Below are 25,157 nucleotides of genomic sequence, written 5' to 3' on the forward strand. Positions count from 1 at the left end.
CCCTCGATGGGAGAAGTCACATGACCGCGACACACACCACATCCAGGGTGACGGTGCGCGGCGAAACAGGGGAGGTGGCGTCGTTCCCCCGCGCCACCTCCCCGGTTCGCCCGCTTCCCGATCGCCGGCTTCGCAGCAGGCAGCGCCTGCGGGGGCACCTGACGGCCTGGGCGTTCATCGCGCCCGTCGTCATCTACCTCGCCGTGTTCTACGCCTACCCGCTCTACCGCAACCTCGACCTGAGCTTCCGCGACTACACGCTCCGTTCGTTCATCGACGGAACGGCCCCATTCGTGTGGTTCGACAACTACGTCGAGGTCATCCAGAGCTCGACGTTCACGCCGGCGCTCCTCAACACGGCGGTGTTCACCCTCGTGTCGATCGTGTTCCAGTTCGCCATCGGCCTCGCGCTCGCCGTGTTCTTCTTCAGGCGGTTCCCTCTCGCGCCCACCCTCCGCGCGCTCTTCCTGGTGCCGTGGCTGCTTCCGCTGCTCGTGTCCGCGTCGGTCTGGGCGTGGATGCTCAACAGCGAGTCGGGCATCATCAACGCGGGACTCGAGGCCATCGGCCTCACACAGGTGAACTGGCTGACCTCACCGCAGTGGGCGATGGTGTCCGTGCTCCTCGCGAACATCTGGATCGGCATCCCGTTCAACCTGGTGATCCTCTACAGCGGGCTGCAGAACATCCCTGGTGAGGTCTACGAGGCGGCGTCGCTCGACGGCGCCAACGGCTGGCAGACGTTCTGGCGCATCACCTTCCCCCTGCTCCGGCCGGTGTCGGCGATCACGATCCTGCTCGGCCTCGTGTACACGCTGAAGGTCTTCGACATCATCTGGATCATGACGCGCGGCGGGCCCGGCGACGCGTCGGCCACGTTCGCGATCTGGTCGTACCGGCTCGGCTTCGGCGGCGGATCGCCCGAGCTGAGTCCGGCCGCCGCGGTGGGCAACCTGCTCATCGTGCTGGCGTTCGTGTTCGGCCTCATCTACATCCGTACGCAGCGTCGATTGGAGCGCGCATGACCTCGGCGAGAAGGATCGGGAACACCGTGATCGGCGTGATCTTCACGGCGCTGATGCTCTTCCCGCTCTACTGGATGATCAACGTCTCCCTGACGCAGCCGACGGACCTGCGGAAGGACCCGCCGAACCTGTTCCCAGTGAACCCCACCTTCGACGGCTATACGCGGGTGCTCAGCGAGCAGTTGCCCTACCTCGGCACGAGCCTCGTCATCGGGCTCGGCACGGTCGCCGTGACGCTCCTGTTGTCGGCGCCTGCCGCGTTCGCGCTGGCGAAGCTCCGGCCCCGCGGCGGCACGGTGCTGAACTTCGTGCTGCTCATCGCCCAGATGATCCCCGGCATCATCATGGCGATGGGCTTCTACCTCATCTTCCACAGCTGGGGCATCCTCGACACGGTTCCCGGCCTGATCCTCGCCGACTCGACGCTCGCCGTGCCCTTCGGCGTGCTCATCTTCACGGCATTCATGGCGGGGATCCCCGAGGAGCTGATGTCGGCGGCCAAGATCGACGGCGCCGGCCCGTGGCGCACCTTCCGGTCGATCGTCATGCCCATCAGTCGCAATTCCGTCGTCACGGTGTCGCTGTTCACGTTCCTGTGGGCGTGGTCCGACTTCATCTTCGCCTCGACGCTCAACCGCGGCGGTGGGTTCCAGCCGATCACGATGGGCATCTACAAGTACATCGGCAACAACACGCAGGACTGGAACGCCATCATGGCCACCGCCGTCGTCGCTTCGATTCCGGCGGCCGTGCTGCTCGTCGTCGCACAGCGCTACGTCGCGGCCGGCGTCACCGCAGGGGCGGTCAAGGACTGATGCCGACCCTCGAATTCCCCCTCGCCGAGGTGCCGTTCAGCATGCGCGGCTCATGGCTGTCGGTATCGCGCGTGCTCGGACTGCACCGCTCGGCCGAACTCATCCACCTCGTCTCGCACCAGACCGGCATGCATCCCGTGCTCTCGTTCCAGCCCATCGCGGGCGGCACGCCGGTCGAGACGACCGAGTTCGCCGCGCCCGAGCGGCTGCGCTGGGCGAGCGGCGCCGGCGAGTTCACCGCAGCCTTCGCCGACGTCGACACCGTGCGGGTTCGCGGCGCAGGGCTCGGATTGCGACTTTCGGATGCCTCGGGCGGATTGACGCCGTTCACGGGCACGTTCCTCTTCATCGCGCCGCAGGACGGCGCCGCCGTACTGACCTCGTACGAGACCGGTCGGCGCTACCGCGTCACCCGGCTCGCCGGGGAGTTCTCGGTGATCGGCGCCGAGCGCCTGGGCGCGGGGGAGCGGGCGATCGAGATCGGCGCCGACGGGGGCGAGTGGGAGATCGCCATCGAGGAGCTGATCTCCGAGCCGGCCCCGTTCCGGCCGAAACGATCCTTCGACGACGTCGTGGCCGCCCGGGCGGCCGAGTTCGCCGAGTTCGCCGACGGGATCGCGCCTTGGCGCGCGGAGCATCCGGGCGCCGCGCTCGCGGCATACGTGCTCTGGTCGGCGACCGTGCGCCCACTCGGATTCGTCACCCGCGAGGCCGTGCTGATGTCGAAGCACTGGATGAACAAGGTGTGGAGCTGGGATCACTGCTTCAACGCCCTGGTGCTCGCGTCGTCGCATCCCGAGCTCGCCATCGACCAGTTCCTCGTCGTGTTCGACCATCAGGTCGCGACCGGCGCGCTGCCCGACTCGATCACCCACTCCGAGGTGCTCTACAACTTCGTGAAGCCGCCGATCCACGGGTGGATGTGGTCGGAGCTGCGGCGCCGGCTCCCCAGCCCCGTACCGGCCGACGTGCTGCTCGAGGTCTACCGGCGGCTCGCCGCGTGGACCCGCTACTGGCTCGATCATCGCCGCGGACCCGGCGAGGCACTGCCGTTCTACGAGCACGGCAACGACAGCGGATGGGACAACTCGACGGTGTTCGACCTCGACCGGGTCGTCGAGTCTCCCGATCTCGCCGCCTTCCTCGTGCTCCAGCTCGACGAGCTCGCCCGGCTGGCCGACGAAGTGGCACCGGATGCCGCTGGCGGCTGGCGCATGGAAGGGGAACTGCTCCTCGGGGCCCTCATGAGCGAGCTGTGGGACGGGGAGCAATTCGTTGCGCGCTCGGTCGCCGGTCGGCGCATCGCGAGCACGTCGAGCCTGCTCACGGCGCTGCCCCTCATCGCGAGCCATCGGCTCCCCGGCGACGTGTCGCAGCGCCTGGCCGAGAAGGTCGCGGCGCACCTCACCGCGTTCGGCCCGGCGACCGAGCTGCCGAGTTCCCCGCTCTACGACGCCGACGGGTACTGGCGGGGGCCCATCTGGGCTCCGTCGACGATCATCGTCGAGGCGGGCCTCCGCGCCGCGGGCCACCACGACCTGGCGGACGACGTCAGCGAGCGCTTCCGCCGCCTCTGCGAACGCAGCGGCTTCGCGGAGAACTTCGACGCGCTCACGGGTGCGGGCCTGCGCGACCGGGCCTACACCTGGACGGCGAGTGCCTACCTGCTGCTCGCAGGCCAGGCATCCGAGCGCTCGATGGTGATGGCGGAGGCGGTGACAGCGGAGATGGCGCTAGCCGAGATGGCGAGCGAGTCGGCTGGAGGAACCTAGCAGAGAACGAGCACATGGCCGGCCGCGATCTCACCCGGGATCGCGGCCGCCGGCGTGCATCGTTGCCGATAAATCCCAGATCAGATGCCATTTAACTCTGCGCAACACTCTTGACCCCAGGGCGCGGGTCGCGCTAGATTCAGCGATCGAACCGGTTCGACGCTATGGCGTGGCCGGCCCAACGGGATGCGAGGAGGCAGACCATGAACCCTTCTGATCGACGAAGCGGCGCCGTGCGGCGCGCAGGCATGGGAATGGGGGTGACGGTGGCGCTCATCGGCTCGGGCCTGGCGCTCGGCGCAGCCTCGGCGGCCGCGGCATCCGACATTCCCGACGGACATCAGGTGGTGCACTACGCCTTCGACGATGCCGTCGGGAGCGGCGTGGTGGCCGACAGCTCGGGCAACAACCGCAACGCGACGCTCGTGAACCCCGCCACGGCGACGTCGGTCGACGGCACCGACGGCACGAAGGCGCTCGGACTCCCGGGCGGCGCATCGAACGCAGCCGTCGCCTACGTCGACCTGCCGGCCTCGATCCTCCAGGGGCGCACCGACCTCACGGTCTCGACCCGCGTGAACTGGACGTCGTCGAACGCCGCGTGGCAGTGGATGTACGCGCTCGGCACCAACTCGACCCGCTACCTCTTCAGCACCCCGCGCAACGGCGACGGCCTGCTGCGCTCCGCGATCACGACGAACGGCGGCGGCGCCAACGAGAACATCGTGACCGGATCGGCCGTGCTTCCCAGCGGGGAGTGGAAGACCCTCACCGTCACACTCGACACCACCGCCGACCGCCTCACGAGCTACCTTGACGGCGTCGCGATCGGCTCGGTGACCACTCCCATCACGGCCTCGAGTCTCTTGACCACGACCACCCGTTCGGGCTACATCGGCAAGTCCTTCTACCCCGACCCCTATTTCGCCGGCGCGGTCGACGACTTCGCGGTGTACGACATCGCGCTCACGCCCGAGCAGGTCGGTGGCCTCGTGGCATCGGTGCCGACCATCACCGGAGTCGCCGACGACACCCTGGAGGCCCGCACGGCCGTCGGCACGGCGCCTGCGCTGCCCGCGACGACGCTCGCCCACTACAGCGACGGCTACGATCGTCCCGCCTCGGTCGTGTGGGACGCCGTCGACCCGTCGTCCTACGCCCAGCGCGGAACCTTCGTGGTGAACGGCGTCGCAGCCGGCCAGGCGGTGACCGCCACGGTCACCGTGTTCGTCCCGAACGAGATCACGGTCGACCTCGCGAGCGACACCGGGGCGTTCCACGGCGGCGCATCCGGCACGCTCTACGGCGTCTACGGAGAGGACATCCCCTCCGACAACCTGCTCGAGGGCATCGACCTGCGCACCGTCTCGACGAAGGCGCAGGACGGGCCGCAGCATCCGGGCGCCGACGCGCTCGAAGTGGTGAAGCCGCTTGCCGACGCGACCGATGGCGACGTGTACATCTACATGACCGACATCCATCGCGGATTCCCGTACGAGTGGGAGGGCTCCACGCCCGCCGAGAAGATGTCGATCTACTCCGAGAAGCTCGCGAAGCAGGTCGACCAGGTGCTCGAGCTGCCGGCCGAGTACCAGGACAACATCGTCTTCGTGCCGTTCAACGAGCCCGAGGGCAATATGTTCGGCACCGGCACGTGGAGTTACAACCGCGTCAGCTGGCTGAACAACCCCACGGACTTCTTCGCCGCGTGGGACAGCTCGTACCGGCTCATCAAGGACAAGCTGCCGACGGCCCGCATCGCCGGCCCCAACACGAGCGTGCTCTACTCGCAGGTGAAGGGCTTCATGCAGCACACCGTCGCCGAGAACACCGTGCCCGAGGTGATCACCTGGCACGAGCTCAGCAATCCGGCACAGGTGCGCTCGAGCGTTGCGAAGTACCGCGCCTGGGAGACCGAGGTCTTCGCCGGCACCGCGTTCGAGGGCACGTCGCTGCCGATCAACATCAACGAGTACGCGTTCAACTACCACACCTCGGTGCCGGGTCAGATGATCCAGTGGATCTCGGCGATCGAGGAATCGAAGGTCGACGCCGACATCGCCTACTGGAACATCGACGGCAACCTGAGTGACTCCGCCGTCGAGGCCAACCGCGGCAACGGCCAGTGGTGGCTGCTCAACGCCTACGCCCAGATGTCGGGTCACACCGTGGCGGTGACCCCGCCGTCGCCGAACACGAGCTACACCCTGCAGGGCGTTGCCACGCTCGACGAGGACAAGCGGCAGAGCCGGGTGATCATCGGCGGTGCTGCGGGCAACGCGTCCCTCGCCGTGACGAACGTGCCCGAGAGCGTCTTCGGGTCGTCGGTGCACGCGCTCATCAGGGAGATCCCGTGGACGGGCCAGCTCGGTGACTCCGCGGAGCCCGAGGTGATCGCCGAGGCCGACCTGCCTGTCGCGGGCGGCGCGGTCGACCTCGGCTTCGGCGGAGCGCTGCCGCAGCTGAAGGAGAGCTCGGCGTACGAGGTCATCCTCACGCCCGGCGGGCACTCCACCTCGCCGGCGGTCGCGCCGAAGCTCTGGGCCGCCAGCTATGAGGCCGAGAACGCGGCGCACACCGGTTCGGTGTACTTCAGGAACGGCCCCGAGGGCACGCCGTCCGACGTGAGCAAGTTCTACACATCGGGCCAGTACAACGTCGGCGGCCTCCGCACCGGTTCGGACACGGTCCTCGACTTCGAGGTGACGGTTCCCCAGGACGGCACGTACGACCTCTCGGTGCTCGCGAGTTCGCTCAACACCTTCGGATCCGTCGCCGAGCAGGGGCCGACGAACGTCTTCCTCAGGGTCGACGGTGGTGCCGAGCAGGAGCTGTTCCTGACCCTCGGGTACAAGTGGGTGGTCTGGGATCACACCGACACGACGGTCGACCTCACCGCGGGCACGCACACCATCAGCCTCGCCGCGCAGAGCCTCGACGGGGTCGGCGCGACGAAGGGCGATGTCCTCATCGACAAGATCGACGTGTCGCTCGCCAACCCCGACGCGGCTCCGATCTACGAGGCCGAGTACGCCGACCTGCACGGCACCCAGCCGAGCTACGACCACGACGGAGCATCCGGGTCGGGTGCAGTCGCACTCGACGAGGGCGACTCCGCGACCTTCTGGGTCTACGCCCGCGACGACGCTCCGGCCACGCTCGACGTGCAGACCCTCGGCGGCGGCACGGCGTCGCTCGCGGTCAACGGCGTGCGGGTGACGGATGTCGCAGCGTCGAGCCGGGTGCCGGTGTTCCTGTTGGGCGGCGTCAACAAGGTCGTGCTCACGGGCCTTCAGGGATCCGCGCTCATCGACCGCGTCGGTGTCGGCTCGTCGAACGACGTGCTCGCCACGCAGCGCTACGAGGCGGAGGACGGCGTTCTCGCCGGCACGGCGCAGGTCACCCCGTTCTCACTGGCGTCCGGTGGCTCGGCGGTCACGGGCGTCGGCGGTGATCCCGGCAACGGCAACACCCTGACGTTCGACGACGTCGTGGTCGCGAAGGACGGGACGTACGCGCTCACCTTCGGCTACTCCAACGAGGAGCAGTCGCCGGCGTCGCACTACAACCCCGACCCGCTCGCACGTCACGCCGACGTCACGATCAACGGGGAGTCGCATCGGGTCTGGTTCCCGCACTCGTTCCACAAGAACAACTTCTGGGAGCTCAGCGTTCCGGTCGAGCTCGCGGCGGGATCGAACACCATCGTGATCTCGTCGAGCGAGCTGCCGAACTTCGACGGCGAGACGTACATCTCGGAGACGTTCCCCGATGTGCTGCTCCGATCGCAGCTGGCGCCGAACCTGGACTGGATCTCCGTGACGCCGTTCACGGCGACGGCTCCGGCGGCACCGGATGCCCCGACCGCCGCCAAGGCGTCGTCGACGTCGATCGCGGTGCACTGGGCGGCTCCGGGCGATGACGGCGGAAGCGCAATCACCGGCTACCGCGTGTACGAGATCGGCGGAGCCGCGCCGGTGTGCGAGGTCGCGGCGACCGTGACCGACTGCACCGTCGAGGGACTCGCGCTCGGGAGCACCCACGGATACCAGGTGGCGGCAGTCAACGCCGTGGGCGAGGGCCCGCGTTCCGAGACCTCCGCGGTGGTGACGCTGCCCGAGGTCCCCGATGACGACGGCGCCGTCACGGTGCCCGCCAAGGCGGTGCTGTCGGCGAGCAACGGCCCGAAGGACGGCACCTTCACGATCGACATGAGGCTGAAGAAGGGCGAGAACGGGTCGCTGTTCAAGCTCTATGAGAACGGCGTGCTCGTGTCGACGAAGGTGTTGACCCCGTCGAGCCCGAACCCGCAGTCGGCTTCGGTCGACATCTCGGGCCTGCGGAGCGGCGTGTACCAGTACGTCGGCGTCCTCGTGAACTCGAAGGGCCAGACCGAGACGAAGCCGCTGAAGGTCACGGTGTCGACCGGGAACTGACGCGCGAGCCGTGTGGCCCCTGTTACCGGATTCGGGGATCCTCGCGACACTCCGGCACCAAGCGCCGACGCACGGCGTGTCGGAGCAAATCCCCGAATCCGGTGACAGGAAAGCGGCGGGGCCCGTGGTCATGATGACCACGGGCCTCGCTGTCGTGTCGTGCCCTTCCGAATGTTGACGTCAACATGTACAGTCGACCCCGAGCGTGTTGACGTCAACACGCTCGCCCACCACCTTCCAACGGCGAAAGAGGTCGACGTCGATGACGATGTCTCGTGGTACACGACTCACCGCGCTCCTGACAGGAGCAACACTCACCAGTGCATTGCTCGCGGTCCCGATCGGCGCGGCGACTCCGGCCGCCGCCGTCGACGGCACCACGATCACCCCGAACCCCGCCTATCAGGGTGAGGCGTTCGAGGGGTGGGGCACCAGCCTCGTCTGGTTCGCGAATGCCACGGGCAACTACCCCGAGGAACTGCGCGAGGAGCTCTACCAGGCGGTCTTCGGTGAAGACGGCCTCGACCTCAACATCGCGCGCTACAACATCGGCGGCGGCAACGCCTCCGACGTGCAGGACTACTTGCGGCCGGGCGGCGCCGTCGAGGGCTGGTGGGCGCCCAACGCCGACGGCGACTCCGGCACCTACGGCGGTGTCTCCACGAAGTACGCCGACCGCAACGCACTCCTCGCGGCATGGGATGCCGACAACCCCGCGTCCTACGACTGGTCGGCCGACGAGACGCAGCGCTGGTGGGTCGAGCGGCTCGCCGCCGAGGGCCAGATCACGCATTGGGAGACGTTCGCCAACTCGGCGCCGTACTTCATGACCGAGAGCGGCTACGTCTCGGGCGGCTTCAACTCCTCTGCCGAACAGCTGAAGCCTGCCGCCGAGGCGCAGTTCGCGAAGTACCTCGTGAACGTCACGGAGCACATCGAAGACGAATACGGGATCGAGGTCGACACCCTCGATCCCTTCAACGAGCCGAACACCGGCTATTGGGGCACGACCCTGAGCAACGGCAAGCCCGTCGGCGGGCGCCAGGAGGGGATGCACATGGGGCCGGCCCGTCGGGTCGCCCTCATCGACGACGTGCGCGCCGCGCTCGACGACGCGGCAGCCACGACCGAGGCCGGGCTCTCGGCGATGGACGAGACGAACCCGGGCATCTTCGCGACGAACTGGGCAGGTTACCCCGCCGCCACGCGCGACAAGGTCGACCGCATGAACGTGCACACCTACGGCACGTCGGGCCGGCTCGCGGTGCGCGACCTCGCGAAGCAGGCCGACACCGACCTCTGGATGAGCGAGATCGAGGGCAACTGGGTCAGCGGTTACAACCCCGTCAACATCGAGAACGGCCTCGGCATCGCCGGCCGCATCATGGACGACCTGCGTGAGCTCGAGCCCAAGGCCTGGGTGCTGTGGCAGCCCGTCGAAGATCTCTACAACATGGAGCCGCAGGGCGAGAACCTGAACTGGGGATCGATCTTCATCGACCTCGACTGCCAGCCGTATGAAGAGGCCGAGGGCACCGTCTGGAAGTCCGCTCGCCGCGTCGCCGACGCGGGCGGCAACTCTGCCGCGGTCGCACCGTGCGGCGTCGAGATCAACTCGAAGTTCAACACGATCCGCAACTTCACGAAGTTCATTCAAGAGGGCGACCACCTGATCGCGATCGACGACGTCTCGAGCACGGCGGCCGTGCGGGCCGACGGCACGGGCGCCACGATCGTGCACCGCAACACCTCGGCATCCGAGCGCCAGGTCACGATCGACCTCTCCCGCTTCGGTGACATCGCCGAGGGCGCCACGGTCACTCCGGTCGTCACCACGCAAGCCGAATCTGCGGATGCCCCGACCTCCAACGCACTCGTCGAGGGCGCTACCGTCGCGATCGACCGCACGGCGCGCACCGCCACCGTGACGGTGCCGGCCAAGTCGGTCACGACGTTCGTGATCGACGGCGTCTCCGGCGTCGCGGCGGATGCCCCGGCGCTCGTCGACGGGCACCGCTACCAGCTCGTCGGCACGCAGAGCGGCAAGGCGTTCACCGCCGGCGGATCCACGACGGCGACGTCGATCACGGGTCTCACGACGGATGCCGCGAAGGCCGCCAAGCAGGTCTGGACGGTGCACGAGGTCGCTGCTGGAGAGCGCGAGGCGACGAAACGCGTCGTGCTCGAGGCATCCGACGGCCGTGTGCTCGGCGCCACGAGCGCGGGCACCGACCTCCGCCAGGTGGCCCCGGATGCCGCGGCGCTCGACCCAGCCACTCGCTGGATCGTGAGCACGACCGACGGCCGCCGCTACACGCTCGTGAACGAGAAGCTCGCGCTCTCGCTCGACGTGAACGGCCAGTCCACCGCCGAAGGCGCCGGAGTCGGCGTCTACGGCTCGAACGGCGGCAGTAACCAGTCATGGGCGCCGCGCGATCTCGCGCCGCTCGCCGACCAGACGGTCGCGGCACGCACGCTCGTGGGTGTGCCACCCGTGCTGCCAGAGACGATCGTGCCGCGCTACTCGTGGGGCGCAGGGGCACCGGTCGCCGTCACGTGGCAGCTGCCGGACGACGCGGCATGGGCCGAGAGCGGTCGGGTCGAGGTGCCCGGCACCTTGACCGACATCTTCGGGCAGGCCATCGAGGTCACCGCGCTCGTCGACGTCGGCGGGCTCACGGCCACCGATCCCGTCTCGATCACCGTGGCCGAGGGTGCATCGCTCAGCGGCGTGCAGTCCGAAGCCCCGGCAACCGTGCCCGCTCGCGTGGGTGCATCGGAGAACGCCTTCGACGTACCCGTGGTGTGGGACTGGACCGGGGTTTCCGCCGATCAGTTCGCGTCGGTCGGCGTCGTGCACGTCGCCGGCGTCGCGACCGCCGACGGAGCAGAGCTGCCCGCGCAGCTCGCGGTGCTCGTGACCGAGGGGACGCTGCGCAACTTCAACCCCGATGCCGGCACCACAGCCTCGGCGAGTTCGACCGAGTCGGGCTACCCCGTCGACCGCACGCGAAACGGCGACATCGGCGACAAGGGCTGGTCGAACTGGGTGTCGAGCAACAAGCCGACCCAGAGCACGTTGACCTACCAGTACGCCGCCGCCCACCAGGTCGAGCGCGTCGCGGTGCACTTCTACCGCGACGGCACGACGAGCTGGGCGCAGACCATGAAGGTCGAGGTGCGCGGTGCGAACGGCGTGTGGGCTCCCGCCCCGGGCTGGGAGACCGCGCAGCCGGTCGTGTCGCCGGCCGACGGCAGCGCCCCGGTCGTGGTCGCGGAGTTCCCGCCGATCACCGCCACGGGCGTGCGAGTGGTGATGAACGCCTACGCGAACACGCACCTCATCGTCTCCGAGGTGCAGGTGTTCGAGTCGGCGGAGTCGCCCGCGGCCGTCAGCGACCTGGCGGCGCTCCGGCTCGACGGCGCGCTCATCGACGGCTTCGACGCGGCGACGACCGAGTACGAGCTCGATGTCGACGGCGGCCGCCTGCCGCTCGTCGACGCGATCGCCGTGGACTCGGCCGCGAGCGTGCGGATCACCCAGCCGACCACGGCGAACGGCGGCGTCGCCACCATCGTCGTGACCTCGGCGGATGGCTCGACCGAGAGCCGGTACACGGTCACGATCCGGCGCCACGCCGTGATCGCCGACCTCCAGATCGTCGAGCGGCCGCGCGTCGCGTCGCCCGCGCATGCCACCGCGACGATCGATCCGGGCGACGGCGAGATCACCTGGCAGTGGTTCCTGAACGGCGAGCCGATCGACGGCGCCACCGGGCAGAGCTTCACGCCCGAGACGAACGACGCCGGCAAGGAGCTCAGCGTGCGCGTCACGGTCGCGGCCGACGGCGTCGAGGGTGCGTCTGCTGAGACCGAGCGCCAGCGCGTCGTCTCGCTGCATTCGCGCCAGCCCTGAGTGCGGGAGCGCCCGGCCTCGTGGGCCGGGCGCTCACGCCTTCCGGTGGTCGAGTAGCGCCCGGCGGAGCCGGCCGCGTATCGAAACCACCTACGTCAGTAGCGGCTCGCGAGCACGCGCTCCGCCTCACGCTCCGTGTCAGTCGTGTTGTTCACGAGCCCGCGGGAACCCCGGAGCTTCGCCTCGATGTGCTCGCCGATCGAGATCGGACCGTAGAGCTCCGTCTCGCCCTCGGCGACGCACCCGGGGAGCGTCGTGATCACCGCGTCGACGTTGCCGTCGAAGAAGAACGCGGCGGAGCGGCGCCGCTTGATTCGTCCGTCGATCACGGGCGGCTTCACGCGATGCAGCGTCGACTTCCAGCGCTCGTTGGTCCACCGGGCCGTGAGGTCGCCGAGGTTCACAAGCAGCGCGCCGGGCAAGGGCGAGACGTCGTTCCAGCCGCCGTCGGCGTCGAGCACCTGGAGCCCCTTCACGTCGTCGGCCCAGAGCAGCGTCACGATCCCGAAGTCGGTGTGCTCGCCCATGCCGATGAGGTCGCCGTCGAGCTCAACCCGCTCACCGTCAGGCAATGCGTAGTTGTTCATGCGCAGCACGTCGAGCGAGTGGTCGGTGTACGAGTCGAAGTACCCGGCGGGCAAGCCGAGTGCGTCGGCGAAGACCTGCATCATGACCTTCGCGACGGAGGTGGCGTGCGACATCCAGAGCTCGACGTCGTCTTGGAAGGTGTCGCTCTCGGCAGGCCAGATGTTCTCGGAGTACATCGCGGGATCGACCTCGACGTGCGGGTAGTCGGCAGCGGTCGCGCCGAGGTTGAAGGCCTCGAAGAAGTCGTTCATCCGCTCAGCCTTCTCGACGCCGAGGCTGAGGCTGAGCCGCTCCGACTTCGGCGGGCTGTACCCGCGGTTGACGCCGGCGGGCGCCCGGTACTGCTTCTTCACGTCGAGGGGCAGCTCGAAGAAGCGGTCGCTCGCTCGACCGAGGCGCGCCCAGGCCTCGAGGGGGATCCCGTGCCCGAGGATCTGCATGAAGCCGACCGTGCGGGCCGCCTCATCGAACTGGCGGGCGACCTGGGCCCGCTCGGCGTCGGTGCCGCCCGCGATGTAGGGGGCGATGTCGATCGCCGGAACATGGAATGCAGCTGACATGCCGGTCTCCTTCGGTGTTCGGATATCTTCGTCCTGTTCCCCACGCCCGTTGCCGGACCCGAGTGATAGGTATTGGTTATCAATATGGACGAGAATCGAGCTCCTCGGGTGAACACCGTGTTACAGGATCCGGATGCCGCAGCCGACGTCAGCGCCGCGGTGGGGCGGGCCATCCGGCGTGCCCGTCAGGCGGCGGGGCTCTCGATGCGGGCCCTCGCGCGCTCGAGCGAGATGAGCCAGCCGTTTCTCAGCCAGGTCGAGAAGGGCGCGACGAGCCCCTCGCTCTCGAGCCTCTACCGGCTCGCCCACGCGCTCGGACTGCCGCCGAGCGAGCTCATGCCCCCCGTGAGCGCACCCCACGGCGTGTCGGTGCTGCGCCAGGGGGAGGGGCGCGAGCTCCCGGTCTCCGACGCGCCCGAAGCAGCGAGCGGACGACTCCTCTCCGCGGGCGCCGGTCACGTGCTCGAAGTGGTCGAGTACCGCGTCGCACCGGGGTCCGACCTCGGCGGCTGGTTCGAATCCGACGGCGAGATGACGGTCTACGTCATCGACGGCGAGATCGAGGTGACGCTCGAGAACGAGGGCTCCTGGCGGCTCGGAGCCGGCGAGGCGATCAGCCATCCGGCCGACATCCGCCACCGCTGGGCTGCGGTCGGCGAGAGGGAGGCTCGAATCCTGCTCTCGATCGCGCACACGCGCCCGGCCGCGGCGCGCCAGTAGGCTGGACCGCGCGATGCGGGAGAGGGGGAGCGGCGTGCGAGCGTTCGATCCCACGGCGATGCGCGAGGCGAACTCCTCGCTGACCCTCCGGTCGCTCTACCTCGCGAGCGGCCCGGTCACGATGACCGAGCTGAATCGCACGACCGGGCTGTCGCGTCGCACGATCGAGCTCATCCTCACCGACCTCGTCACCGAGGGCTGGGTCGAGCCGATCGAACCCGGGCCGGCGACAGGCGCCGGGCGCCCGCCGCGTCTCTACGCCTTCCGGCCCGAGCACGCCCTCGTCGGGGCGGTGCAGTTCGACACGCACTCGACCGAGGCGCTCGTGGCCGACCTCAGCGGCACCGTGCTCGGTCGCTCCCGGCGCAAGCTCACGAACTCGACGAACCCCGACCTCACCCTCGCGGAGGCGAGGGCGGCCTTGCTCGCCGCGGTCGACGAGTCCGGCAGGTCACTCGAGGACTTCCGGGCAGTCGGCGTGGCGATGGGAGGGGCCGTCGACGACGACGGCACGGTCGTGACCCTCGTCAACGCCCCGCGGTGGGCGGGCGTGCGCGCCGCCGATGCGCTCAGTCTTCCGGCCGGCGTGCGCGTCACCATCGACAACGACGCGAACCTCGCGGCGCTCGCCGAGGGTGCGCTCGGCGCGGCGACCGACCACGCGAGCTTCACGTGGCTGATCGCGGGCAATCGTGCAGGCTCCGGCATCATCATCGACGGACGCATCCATCGAGGCTTCCGGGGAGCGGCCGGCGAGATCGTCGAGGCGAACCTCTTGGGCACGCGAGCGATGGAGCGCAATCCGTTCGGCCTGCTCACCTCGCCCGATCCGGCCGAACGAGCGGCGGGCGAGGCCATCGTCGAGGGCGTGCGTCGCGGAGACGCCGAGGCGATCGCCGAGCTCGACGCCTTCGTCGCGCCGTTCGCACAGCTGCTCGCGGTGTTCGCGTGGACCATCGCCCCGCCGCTCATCGTGCTCGGCGGCGGTCTCGAGGCCGGCGCCGACGTGCTCATTCCGAGCCTGCGCGCCGCCCTCGAGTCGGCCGGTGCACCCGCCATGGAACTGCGCGGTTCGGCGCTCGGGCGCGAGGCCATGCTGCAGGGCGCACTGCGCGTCGCGATCATGAGCGTCGAGCACGAGCTCTTCAGCTCCGCCTGAGCCCTCGGTCGAGCGCTGCCGGGCCGCTTCCACCCGCTTTCTGCAGGAGATTCGCGATCATGTATGCCGTATGCGGATGCTTGACACGGAATCCCCTGCAGTTCGCATCCGGCAAGTGCCAGCGGCGACATCCGAGTGAAACATCCCGCAGTTATGCTGCAAAGTAGCAATACTTCGCCGAGTCTCGGGAGTTCCGAATGTCGCACGTTCCACCCCCTGCCGACGTCCTCATCGTGGGCAGCGGCCTCATGGGCGCCGCCGTCGCGCGGATCGTGCGTGAGGGGTCGCCGGGTGCCCGCATCCACATGGTCGACGGCGGCGCGCCGATCGGGAGCGCACCGGGCCAGCATCTCCACGACCTGCGGGATGATGCGTTGCGCGGCACCTACATCGAGCAGGCGTCTCCCGGCATCCAGTCCCTCTACCTCGGCGCCGCCGTCACGCCGGCGGTGAGCGCCGAGCTCCGCAGCGTGTCGCCCGGCATGTACCACCTCTCGTCGTTCGATGAGAATGCGGCCGGGATGCCCGCGAGCGCCTTCGCGTGGAACGCGGGCGGCATGGGGGTGCACTGGACGGCCGCGACCCCGCGCCCTTGGGGCGACGAGGTGTTCGCGTACGACGGGCCCGACGCCTGGGCGCGCGACCTCGGCGAGGCCGAGCGGCTGCTCGGCGTGCACGACGCTCCGTTCGGCGTCACGAACGTCGGCGGCCGCATCCTCCAGGTGCTCGACTCGGTCTTCGGTGCGGTGAGCGCGCCTGGCCGGCATCCGCGCACGATGCCGATGGCGGTGGCGCCGAAGGAGGACGGCCGACTGCCGCGCACCGGGCCGAACCGCATCCTTCCGCGCATGGCCGCGCCGAACGGTGACGACTTCACGCTCTCCACTGGCACGCTCGCCGTGGCGCTCGTGCACGATGGCGCAACGGTGCGCGGCGCCCGGGTGCGTGAGGTCGCAACCGGCGACGAGTACGAGATCGAGGCGGGAGTCACGATCGTCGCGGCCGACCCCATCCGCACGCCGCAACTGCTCTTCGCCTCGGGCATCAGGCCCGAGGCCCTCGGCCGCCACCTGAACGAGCACGCCTTCCTGACGGGGCAGGTGATCGCCGACCTCGAGCGACTCGAGGTCGCGCTCGACGAGATCCCCGACCCCGGACCCGACGAGTGGGTCGCCGGCTCGTACTGGCTGCCGCACAGCGGACCCACGCAACCCTTCCATGGGCAGATCATGGACCGGCTCTATTTCGACGCGACGGGCGCTCGGCTCGCGTACTCGGTGGGCCTCGCGCTCTATGTGCCGACCGAGATCAACCCTGAGAACCGGCTGGTCTTCGATGACACGAAACCGGATGTCGCGGGCCTGCCGCGAATCACGGTGCGGTTCACGCACTCCGAGGCCGACCTGGCCCTTATCGAACAGGCGCGCGCGTCGCAACGGGCCGCCGGGGAGACGCTCGGCGACTTCGACCCCGAGCGCGACTCGGCCCTGCTTCCGCCGGGCTCCTCACTGCACTACACCGGCACGGCGCGATCGGGTGCGACCGATGACGGCACCTCCGTCTGCGACTCCGTAGGGCGCGTGTGGGGGTTCTCGAATCTCTATCTCGCGGGCGGCGCCACCGTGCCGACGGCCGTTGTCGGCAACTCCACGCTCACCGGCATGGTGACCGCCGTGCGGGCCGGCCGTGCGGTCGTCGGTCAGCTCAGCGGAGGCCGCGTCGATGGTCACGCCGCGGCGCTGAATATTTCTAGGTAGTAACAAAACTGCACAAGCACGTTACCGAGCCGTAAACTCTCCCGCGTGAACCCACTGCGGGCGGGCTATCCCTCTACTCTCAGGGAACAGGCCAGCCAAATCAGCATCCTCGATCACAGCATCGAGTGCTTCCATCAAGATTAGCGATAACGAAACATCCCCCCAGAACCGCCGGATAGCTCCAACTTCAGAACCGCACCGCTCTTCCTTGCCCCCGAAAGGAATCACCATGTTCACCACCTCACGAGCGCGACGCCGGGCACTCGCCGTCGCAGCGCCGGCACTCGCCGCCGCGCTCCTCCTCAGCGGCTGCGGACGCGGCGATGGCGCCGCCGACGCCGCGGCCGACATCGAGATCGACGACTCGCCCGCTACCGGATCGCTCAGCCTCTGGATCGGCTCCGGCGAAGCCGATGCTCTAGAGGGCTTCCTCGACGACTTCGCGGCAGAGAACCCCGACGTCGAGCTCGAGCTCACGAACGTGCCATCCGACTCGCTCGACACGAAGCTCACCACCGCGATCGCCTCCGGGGAGGTGCCCGACCTCACGATGCTCTACTCGCAGACGCAGAGCACGATGCTCGCAACGGGGGGCTTCGCCCCGGTGCCCGACGGGCTCGTGGACAGCGAGGCGTTCTTCGAGCCCGCCTACGAGGGCACGCTCGTCGACGGCGTCTCGCACGCGGTGCCCTGGTACGCCTACGCGAACGTCTGGTACTACCGAAAAGACGTCGTCGAGGCCGCCGGAGCCACGCCGCCCACAACGTGGGAGGAGACGAGCGCCTTCGCAGAGCAGCTGACGGCGGCGGGTCATCCGATGCCCCTCGGACTCGACGTCGGGTACGACGCGTACAGCGCGCAGGCGCTCGATGCCCTCGTGCACCAGAACGACGGCAGCCTGATCAGCGACGACCTCACCACGTGGACGATCGATGACCCCGAGAACGTCGAGGCGCTCGAGTTCTGGGGCTCGCTCTTCGCCGACGGTGACGCGAGCCCAGACGGCCCGCTCTTCCTCGACACGGTGCCGTGGTTCACGTCGGGCCAGACCGTCGCCGGGGGCAACGGACCATGGTTCCCCGGGTTCCTCGACGGCGCCAACGGCGAGGGATGGTCTGCCGAGCACCTCGGCGCGATCGTGCCGCCCGCCGGCCCCGACGGCACGGTCGCGGCGAACTTCGGCGGCGGCAGCCTCGCCGTGCTGAAGGATGCCGAGAACCCCGACGCCGCGTGGAAGCTCGCCCGCTACCTCGCCCAGCCCGACGTGCAGGTCGCCTGGTACGAGACCTTCGGCAACCTCCCGACGACGGAAGCCGCATGGGACGAGCCGGTCATCGCCGACGACCCGCTGCTCGCCCCCGTGCGAGAGGCGCTGCCGCACGCCGTCGCCGTTCCCGCGGTGCCCACCTGGAGTGAGGTCGGCGCGATCATCGGACAGCAGATGGAGCGGGTCGCCCGCGGCGAGGCATCCGCTGAAGACGTGCTTGCCGAGGCGCAGGCGCAGGCCGAGGCGATCGGCACGGGAGTCGAGTAGCCGATGGCCATCGAGACCACGTCGGCGGGGGTGGCGGCCCTGAGCCGCCCCCTCCGCTGGGGCGTCCTCCGGCGATTGTCGCCGGGGCCCACGGGCGTCGCCTGGCTGTTCGTGACGCCGTTCCTCGTGATCTTCGCCGTGTTCACAGCAGTGCCGGCCGTCATGGCCGTCACCCTCACGATGACCGACATCGGCGTGGCCGACCTGCGCGACCCGCTCGGCGTGAACTTCGTCTTCCTCGACAACTTCCAGACGGTGCTTACCGCCCCCGCGTTCCTTCGCTCGGCGCTCAACACGGTGATCTACGTGGGGATCGGTGTGCCGGTCACCATGGCGATCGGCTTCCTGCTCGCGCTCGCGCTCGACAGCGGCATCCGTCGGGCTCGCCCGGTGTTCAGGGCCGTCATCTACCTGCCAGTGATCGCGAACATCGTCGCGGCCGCGATCGTGTGGCAATACGCCTTCACGCTCAACGGACCGATCAACAGCTTCCTCGCCGATCTCGGGATCGCCGGCCCGAACTGGCTCGGCACGCCCACCACGGCCATGTTCGTCGTGCTGCTGCTCACCATCTGGAGAACGACCGGCACGTGCATGGTGCTCTTCCTCGCGGGCCTGCAGGCGGTGCCCGAGGAGGTGCACGAAGCGGCATCCCTCGACGGCGCCGGCTACTGGCGGCGTGTCTTCCAGATGACCCTGCCGCTGTTGCGCCCGACGACCCTCCTCGTGACCGTGCTGATGAGCGTGATGTTCCTCAACATCTTCGACGAGCCGTTCCTCCTGACCGAGGGCGGGCCGCTGGGCTCGACCAAGTCGGTCGCGCAATGGGTCTACGAGCAGTTCGGGTTCGGCAACATCTCCAACGCCATGACCGGCTCGATCGTGCTGCTCCTCGGGGTGCTCATCGTGTGCGTCGTCCAACTCCGAGTGCTGAGGCCGAAGCAATGAACCGTCTCCACGTGGTGCGGGCATCGGGGCTCTACCTGGTGCTCTGCCTCGTCAGCGCCCTCATGCTGCTGCCGTTCGCCTGGGTGGTCTTCGGCGCGTTCAAGACCCAGGGCGAGTTCACCGCGAACCCGGGCGGCTGGCTTCCCGAGAGCTTTGCGAACCTGCAGAACTTCGTCGTGCTCTTCACCGAGGAGGGATTCGGCGGAATCCTCGTGAACAGCATCATCGTCTCGGCGGTGACCGTGCTCGCCAACGTGCTGTTCTGCTCGATGGCCGGCTATGCGCTCGCGAAGCTGCCGTTCCGCGGCCGTTCGCTCCTGATGGGGTGCGTGCTCGTCGCGATGACCGTGCCGTACGTCGCGCTGTTCGTGCCGCAGTTCCTCATCATCGTGCAGCTCGGGCTCGTGAACACCCTCGCCGGCATCATCGCGCCGATGCTCGTGATGCCGCTCGGCGTGTTCATCATGCGCCAGTTCGCACTCTCGATCCCCGACGAGCTCCTCGAGGCGGCACGCATCGACGGCGCGGGGGAGTTCGGGATCTTCTTCCGCATCTTCCTGCCGCTCCTCGGCCCAGCGATCGCCACCGTGTCGATCTTCACGTTCCTCGCGTCGTGGAACTTCTTCCTCTGGCCACTCGTGGTGGCGCAGACCGAAGACGTGTTCACGCTGCCCGTCGCCCTCGCGATCGCCTCGCAGCAGGCGAACACCACCGTCTACGGGTTGCTCCTCGCCGGTGCGATCGTCGTGCTGCTGCCGGTGCTCATCCTCTTCCTGTTCCTCCAGCGGTACTTCATCCAGGGCATCGCGACGGCAGGACTCAAATGACCATGGCATCGGATGCCGCAGAGAGAGGACCTCACTTGACGATCCCGCGTGCGCAGTTCGCGCTGAACCCCATCCAGTGGATCAACATCAAGGAGAACCCCGACGACCCGTCGAGCGCCGATCTCTGGCTCTTCGCCGACCCCGCGTTCCGCGCCGACTACCCGGCCGTGCTCGGCAAGGTGAAGGCGGGCGGGTTCGACAGCGTGATGATGCAGGTGCTCGACACGCAGACGCTGCAGAACTACGAGCGGATGATCCGCGAGGCGGGCCTGCGCCTGGCCCCCGGCTACTGCCACGTCGGCCTGCCCGAGGATCACGGCCACGCGTTCGCGCCGGGCAGCCCGGAGTGGGTGCGCTGGTTCGACGGGATCCGCCGCGCTGCCGAGGAGTCGAACTACTTCGGACTCGAGACGGTCTTCCTCGCGCCCGAGATGTCGTGGGATGGCGCCGCACGCACGGTCACGAGCTCGGCGGTGGGCGCGGCCTTCGACGAGGGCCGACTCGACCGGGTGGTCGACGTGCTCGCCGAAGCCGCCCGGATCCTCACCGACGAGGGTGTGCGGCCCGGACTGCACAACCACGTCGGCACGTGGGTCGAGACCGAGTACGAGATCGACTACGTGCTCGACCAGATCGACGAGGCTCTCCTCGGCGCGTCGTTCGACGTGGGCCATCTCGCCTGGGCGGGCGTCGACCCCGTCACGATGCTCGCCAAGCACCGCGATCGCCTCGTCGACGTGCACGTGAAAGACCTCGACCTCGCTGTCGCCGCCGCGAGCCGTGCGCAGCCGACCGACTATCGCTCGACCGTCGATCGTGGGCTCTTCCTCGAGCCGGGCCTCGGCGACCTCGACCTCGACGGATGCCTCGGCGCTCTGCCCGACGGCTTCGGCGGCTGGGTCATCATCGAGGTCGACCGGGCCTCGATGGATCCCGACGAGAGCGTGCACGTGAGTCGCCGCTGGGTCGAGCGGGTCTTCCCGGCCTGACCGGGCGGTCTCAGGTGGTGACGGCGGTACTCGTGACCGGCAGCTCGGTGCCGGCCGGCCCGGCATCCGCGAGCTCGGCAGCGGCAAGCCCGTCGCCGGCGATCCCGCCCTCGTGCTCACCGAAGCCCATGCGCGGGAGCTCGACGATGAATCGCGTGCCTGCGGTACTCGTCACCACCGAGACCGACCCGTCGTGCGCCTCGACGATCGACCGCACGATCGCAAGCCCGAGTCCGGTGCTGCCGTGAGCCCTCGTGCGTGACGGGTCGCCACGCACGAATCGCTCGAAGAGCACCGGCACCAGCTCGTCGGCGATGCCGTCGCCGTCGTCGGAGACGGTGAGCTGCACGCGCGGGCGATCCGACGCCGTTGCATCGCGCGTGTGCACGCCGACGGTCACGTGGGTGCCGGCGGGAGTGTGGGTGCCGGCGTTGGCGAGGAGGTTTGCGACCATGCGGTGCAACTGCTCGGCATCACCCTGCACGAGCACCGCCTCGTGCGGCACCTCCACCGCCCACTCGTGCGAACGATAGGCGGCTTGGGCATCGCTCGCCGCCGCCGTCACGACGTCGGCGAGATCGACCTCGTCGGACTGGATGTCCTGCCCCTCGTCGAGGCGCGCCAGGAGGAGCAGCTCACCGACGAGCGCACTCATGCGGCCGGCCTCCGCTTCGATCCGCGTGAGGGCGAACTCGGTCGTCGCCGGCAGCTCGGCGCTGTCCTGCCGCGTGAGCTCGGCGTAGCCCAGGATCGACGCCAACGGGGTGCGCAGTTCATGACTCGCATCGGTGATGAACCGCCGCATGCGCCGGTCGGTGGCGGCACGCACCTTGAGCGCGTCGTCGACGTGACGCAGCAACAGGTCGAGCGCGTGGCCGACCCGGCCGACTTCGGTCTGGTCGGTGATGTCGCGGGCGTCGAGGCCGTGCGGCACCGAGACGTCGCCCGAGTGCAGCGAGACGGCGGTGACGGCGGCCGCGGCATCCGCGACTCGGGACAACGGGCGAAGCGCAGCCCGCACGAACACGGTCGCGCCCAACACCGCCAGGGCGATTGCGAGGATCGTGATGGCCACGTTCGCCACCGTGTTCGCGAGCGCCGCATCTTGCGCGGCCGCCGTGCTGGCAGCGACGAAGTACGTCGTGCCGTCAGCGTCGTCGACGATGGTGCCGCGGAGGCTTCCGAAGTCGGCGAGCGCAAGGTCGCTCGGTTCGCCGGCCGACATGCTCGCGACCGTCGATTCGACGGCGTCGAGCTGGGCGCGATCGAGCTCGGAGCCGCCCGACTCCGTGAATCGTGCGGCGTCGACGACTTCGCCGTCGTCGAGCATCGCGATGATCGTGTCGGGCGCGTAGCCGACGTAGTCGACGAACGGCTTCTGGAACTGCGGCTTCGCGCGGTACTTCTCGACGGTCTGCTCGAGCATGCCGACGGATGCCGCGAGCTGCGTGTCGATCATCGAATACGAGGTCGCGTGCAGGGTCAGGGAGCTGACGAGCGTGACCGTGAGGAGCGCACCGGCGAGCAACGTCGCGGTGCCCACGACGAGCTGCTCCCGAAGTGAGATGCGACGAGTCATCCGGAGCCCTCTCACGAGGCGGCCCGGAGGATGTAGCCGACTCCGCGGACGGTGTGGATCAGGGGAGAACGGCCGCGGTCGACCTTCTTCCGCAGGTACGAGATGTAGAGATCGACGATGCTCGCCTTGCCGGCGAAATCGTACTGCCAGACGTTCTCGAGGATCTGCGCCCGGCTGAGCACCCGATTCGGATTGCGGAGCAGGAAGCGGAGCAGTTCGAACTCGGTCGTCGTCAAGGACAGGGGCTCGTCGGCGCGGAACGTCTCGTAACTGCGTTCGTCGAGCACCAGGTCGGCCACCTGCAGGCGCGTGCCGTCATCGGGGGCGAGCACGATGCGGCGGAGAAGTCCGCGGAGCCGGGCGACGAGCTCCTCGAGGCTGAAGGGCTTCGTCAGGTAGTCGTCGCCGCCGGCGGTCAGCCCGATGATCCGGTCGTCGACCGAGTCGCGTGCGGTCAGGAACAGGGTGGGTGCCGAGGATCCGAGTTCCCGCATCTGCCGGAGCACGCTCAGCCCGTCGATGTCGGGCAGCATGATGTCGAGCACGACCGCATCGGGCCGCGACGTCTTGAACGACTGCAGCGCCTCACGACCGGTGTGGGCGACATCGACGACCCACCCTTCGTACGACAGGGCGAGGCTCACGAGTCGAGCGAGCGTCTGCTCGTCGTCGACGAGCAGGATCCGGATCGGACTTCCGTCGGGCCGGAACATCTTCGGGAGTTGGGCGAGCATGGCTCGCCGTCTCGGGGATCCCTCGACCGGGAGCTGATCGGGTGAGTGCACGCTCAATTATGCGGTGCGGCGAAGGCGGGCGACCGGAAAGTGAGCGTCTTTCATAGAGACCTCACATGATCGCATGTCCCAGTCAATTGTCGAGTGGTTAACGTCGAGTCTCATGACACGAGCTCTCGCCCCGACCCACCGGGTGCCGGCGCAGCCTCTCGTCTGGCGCCGGCCCTCGTCGCAGCTCCTCGACCTGTTGCGTCGCCTGCCCCTCCGAAGGCCCCGCTGGATGCGCGGCCCTCGCCTCGAGCGCGTCGTCACGGCGCCGCGAATCGAGACCCCGCGACTCAAGTTGCGTCCCCATCGCTCGGCGGACGCGAGCGCCTGGTATGTCCTCCAGTCGGACCCGAACGTGCTCCGGTACCTGCCGTGGCCGCCCCGATCGCGCCGAGCCTCGCGTCGCCATCTGCGCCACCGCACTCGCCACATCCGGCTCGAGCAGGCAGGTGACTTCCTGGCGCTCGCCGTGGAACTCGACGGCCGACTCATCGGCGACGTCTCGCTGCACCTGCGCGAGGTGGATCCCCGTGGCCGTCGTGCGGAGATCGGCTGGCTCATCGGCACGGAATGGGCCGGCCGCGGGTTCGCGACGGAAGCCGCACGCGCGATGCTCAAGTTCGCGTTCGACACGCTCGAGGCGCGGTACGTGACCGCGGTGATGGATCCCGACAACGAGCGCTCGCACGTCCTCGCGCGTCGCTTGGGCTTCCTCGACATCGCCGACGCCGGAGGTGAGCGAACGCTCCTGCTCAGTCGCGAGCAGTTCCGGCGCTGCTCACAGCGACGCGACTCCGTCTGAGGCGTTCGACAGCCCAGCCGGAGTCTCCCAGCGACCCGGCCTCACCGGTCGGCGAACAGCCGCAGGTCGCGAAGCCCGAATCCGCCCGGCTCGGGCAGGGCGCTGCGGATCCGCTCGGCGGTGAACCGTCGGCGGGGCATCAGATCATCGGGAACGGATGCCGCGGGCGGCGCCGCATCGACGACGCCCTCGGCGAGCATCCGCACCTGTGCTTTCGCGACGAGCGGCACGGTCATCGTCAACTCGGTGAGCTGCGCGAGCGCGTACAGTGCCCAGACGGGCGCCGGAACGACGACGACGCGACGGCCGAGCACGGCGGCGACTCGGCGCACTGCCTTGCTGAGCAGCAGCTGCTCGGCGCCGACGACGGCGACGGTCTCTCGCGGCATCCGTCCGTTCACCGCAGCCTCGAGCACGTCGACGAGGTCTTCGATCGGGATCGGGCGGATCGGCTTCTCGCGGAAGCCGACGGTCGCGAAGACCGGAATCGTCTGCACCGTGCGGCTCAGATGGTCGACGAGGTGGTCACCGCGACCGTAGATCATGCCGGCCTTGAGGATCGTGTAGTCGAGTCCAGAGGCGCGAATGAGCTCTTCGGCCGCCCATTTCGACTCGTGATACGGCGACCCGCATGATGGGCGGGCACGCAGGAAGCTCAGCATGATGATCTTGCGCACTCCCGCGCGCTTCGCCGCTTCGACCACGGTTGCGGTGCCGCGCACGTGCACGCGCTCGTACGTCTGGTCGCCGATCTCCCGGTTGATGCCGGCGAGGTGCGCCACGACGTCGCAACCGGCGAACGCGGCGGTGAGCGCCTCGACGTCTTCGACGTCGACACCCGTGCGGCGGGAGATGACGACGGCGTTGCCCGGCGGCATCCGCTCGGCGAGGTGGCGGCCGACGAAGCCGGTTCCGCCCGTGATGGCGACACGTGATGCCTGCATGTGG

Annotated in this window: 17 protein-coding genes; 13 read left to right on the forward strand and 4 right to left on the reverse strand. The window is 68.9% G+C overall.

Translation table 11 applies throughout. From position 1 onward, the window contains the following. Positions 1–20 precede the first annotated feature (20 nt). The 5 genes from QFZ29_RS02960 to QFZ29_RS02980 all read left to right on the forward strand — a co-directional run bounded on the left by QFZ29_RS02960 (position 21) and on the right by QFZ29_RS02980 (position 11,964). Positions 21–1,025, forward strand: a complete 1,005-nt coding sequence (locus tag QFZ29_RS02960) for a carbohydrate ABC transporter permease (RefSeq protein ID WP_306892763.1) — start codon at positions 21–23, stop codon at positions 1,023–1,025. Beyond that, positions 1,022–1,840, forward strand: a complete 819-nt coding sequence (locus QFZ29_RS02965; RefSeq protein ID WP_306892764.1) for a carbohydrate ABC transporter permease — start codon at positions 1,022–1,024, stop codon at positions 1,838–1,840. The genes QFZ29_RS02960 and QFZ29_RS02965 overlap by 4 nt, the downstream gene beginning before the upstream one ends. Beyond that, positions 1,840–3,612 (forward strand): amylo-alpha-1,6-glucosidase, encoded by a 1,773-nt coding sequence (locus tag QFZ29_RS02970; protein WP_306892765.1) that lies wholly within the window; start codon positions 1,840–1,842, stop codon positions 3,610–3,612. Before QFZ29_RS02965 ends, QFZ29_RS02970 begins: the two co-directional genes overlap by 1 nt. A gap of 203 nt (positions 3,613–3,815) precedes the next feature. Further along, positions 3,816–8,048, forward strand: coding sequence for a LamG-like jellyroll fold domain-containing protein (locus tag QFZ29_RS02975; protein WP_306892766.1), 4,233 nt, complete (start codon positions 3,816–3,818; stop codon positions 8,046–8,048). A gap of 262 nt (positions 8,049–8,310) precedes the next feature. After that, a complete protein-coding gene (locus QFZ29_RS02980) occupies positions 8,311–11,964 on the forward strand; it encodes an RICIN domain-containing protein (protein WP_306892767.1) in 3,654 nt (1,217 codons plus the stop codon). A gap of 95 nt (positions 11,965–12,059) precedes the next feature. On the opposite strand, the gene QFZ29_RS02985 is transcribed toward QFZ29_RS02980, so the two are convergent. Next, entirely contained in the window at positions 12,060–13,112 is a 1,053-nt protein-coding gene (locus QFZ29_RS02985; protein ID WP_306892768.1) for an isopenicillin N synthase family dioxygenase, read from the reverse strand. Between the two features lie 108 nt (positions 13,113–13,220). Here QFZ29_RS02985 and QFZ29_RS02990 point away from each other — a divergent pair, with 108 nt between their 5' ends. The 7 genes from QFZ29_RS02990 (at position 13,221) to QFZ29_RS03020 (ending at position 21,046) form a co-directional block, all read left to right on the forward strand. After that, positions 13,221–13,832: a helix-turn-helix domain-containing protein gene (locus tag QFZ29_RS02990; protein ID WP_306892769.1), complete on the forward strand. Its 612-nt coding sequence runs from the start codon at positions 13,221–13,223 to the stop codon at positions 13,830–13,832. Between the two features lie 34 nt (positions 13,833–13,866). Then, entirely contained in the window at positions 13,867–14,991 is a 1,125-nt protein-coding gene (locus tag QFZ29_RS02995) for an ROK family protein (RefSeq protein WP_306892770.1), read from the forward strand. Positions 14,992–15,188: 197 nt separating this feature from the next. Then, on the forward strand, positions 15,189–16,748 hold the full coding sequence (locus tag QFZ29_RS03000; protein WP_306892771.1) for a GMC oxidoreductase: 1,560 nt from the start codon (positions 15,189–15,191) through the stop codon (positions 16,746–16,748). A 229-nt stretch (positions 16,749–16,977) separates the two neighbouring features. After that, positions 16,978–18,282, forward strand: coding sequence for an extracellular solute-binding protein (locus tag QFZ29_RS03005; protein ID WP_306892772.1), 1,305 nt, complete (start codon positions 16,978–16,980; stop codon positions 18,280–18,282). A 3-nt stretch (positions 18,283–18,285) separates the two neighbouring features. Next, positions 18,286–19,230 carry a carbohydrate ABC transporter permease gene (locus QFZ29_RS03010; protein WP_306892773.1) on the forward strand — a complete coding sequence of 315 codons (945 nt, stop codon included), beginning with the start codon at positions 18,286–18,288 and terminating at the stop codon, positions 19,228–19,230. Then, positions 19,227–20,057 (forward strand): carbohydrate ABC transporter permease, encoded by an 831-nt coding sequence (locus tag QFZ29_RS03015; RefSeq protein WP_306892774.1) that lies wholly within the window; start codon positions 19,227–19,229, stop codon positions 20,055–20,057. The genes QFZ29_RS03010 and QFZ29_RS03015 overlap by 4 nt, the downstream gene beginning before the upstream one ends. 35 nt (positions 20,058–20,092) lie before the next feature. Further along, positions 20,093–21,046, forward strand: coding sequence for a sugar phosphate isomerase/epimerase family protein (locus QFZ29_RS03020; RefSeq protein WP_306892775.1), 954 nt, complete (start codon positions 20,093–20,095; stop codon positions 21,044–21,046). A 10-nt stretch (positions 21,047–21,056) separates the two neighbouring features. On the opposite strand, the gene QFZ29_RS03025 is transcribed toward QFZ29_RS03020, so the two are convergent. Further along, positions 21,057–22,625: a sensor histidine kinase gene (locus QFZ29_RS03025; RefSeq protein ID WP_306892776.1), complete on the reverse strand. Its 1,569-nt coding sequence runs from the start codon at positions 22,623–22,625 to the stop codon at positions 21,057–21,059. A gap of 11 nt (positions 22,626–22,636) precedes the next feature. Next, positions 22,637–23,359: a response regulator transcription factor gene (locus tag QFZ29_RS03030; protein WP_306892777.1), complete on the reverse strand. Its 723-nt coding sequence runs from the start codon at positions 23,357–23,359 to the stop codon at positions 22,637–22,639. Positions 23,360–23,522: 163 nt separating this feature from the next. On the opposite strand from QFZ29_RS03030, the gene QFZ29_RS03035 reads away from it, so the two are divergent. Next, the gene (locus tag QFZ29_RS03035) at positions 23,523–24,209 is read left to right on the forward strand and encodes a GNAT family N-acetyltransferase (RefSeq protein ID WP_306892778.1); all 687 of its coding nucleotides are present in this window, start codon (positions 23,523–23,525) and stop codon (positions 24,207–24,209) included. 41 nt (positions 24,210–24,250) lie between these two features. Here the strand turns inward: QFZ29_RS03035 and QFZ29_RS03040 are convergent, their stop codons facing one another. Beyond that, entirely contained in the window at positions 24,251–25,153 is a 903-nt protein-coding gene (locus QFZ29_RS03040; RefSeq protein WP_306892779.1) for an NAD(P)H-binding protein, read from the reverse strand. Between the last annotated feature and the right edge of the window lie 4 nt (positions 25,154–25,157).

The organism is Agromyces albus (genome assembly GCF_030815405.1).
Lineage (GTDB): Bacteria > Actinomycetota > Actinomycetes > Actinomycetales > Microbacteriaceae > Agromyces > Agromyces albus_A.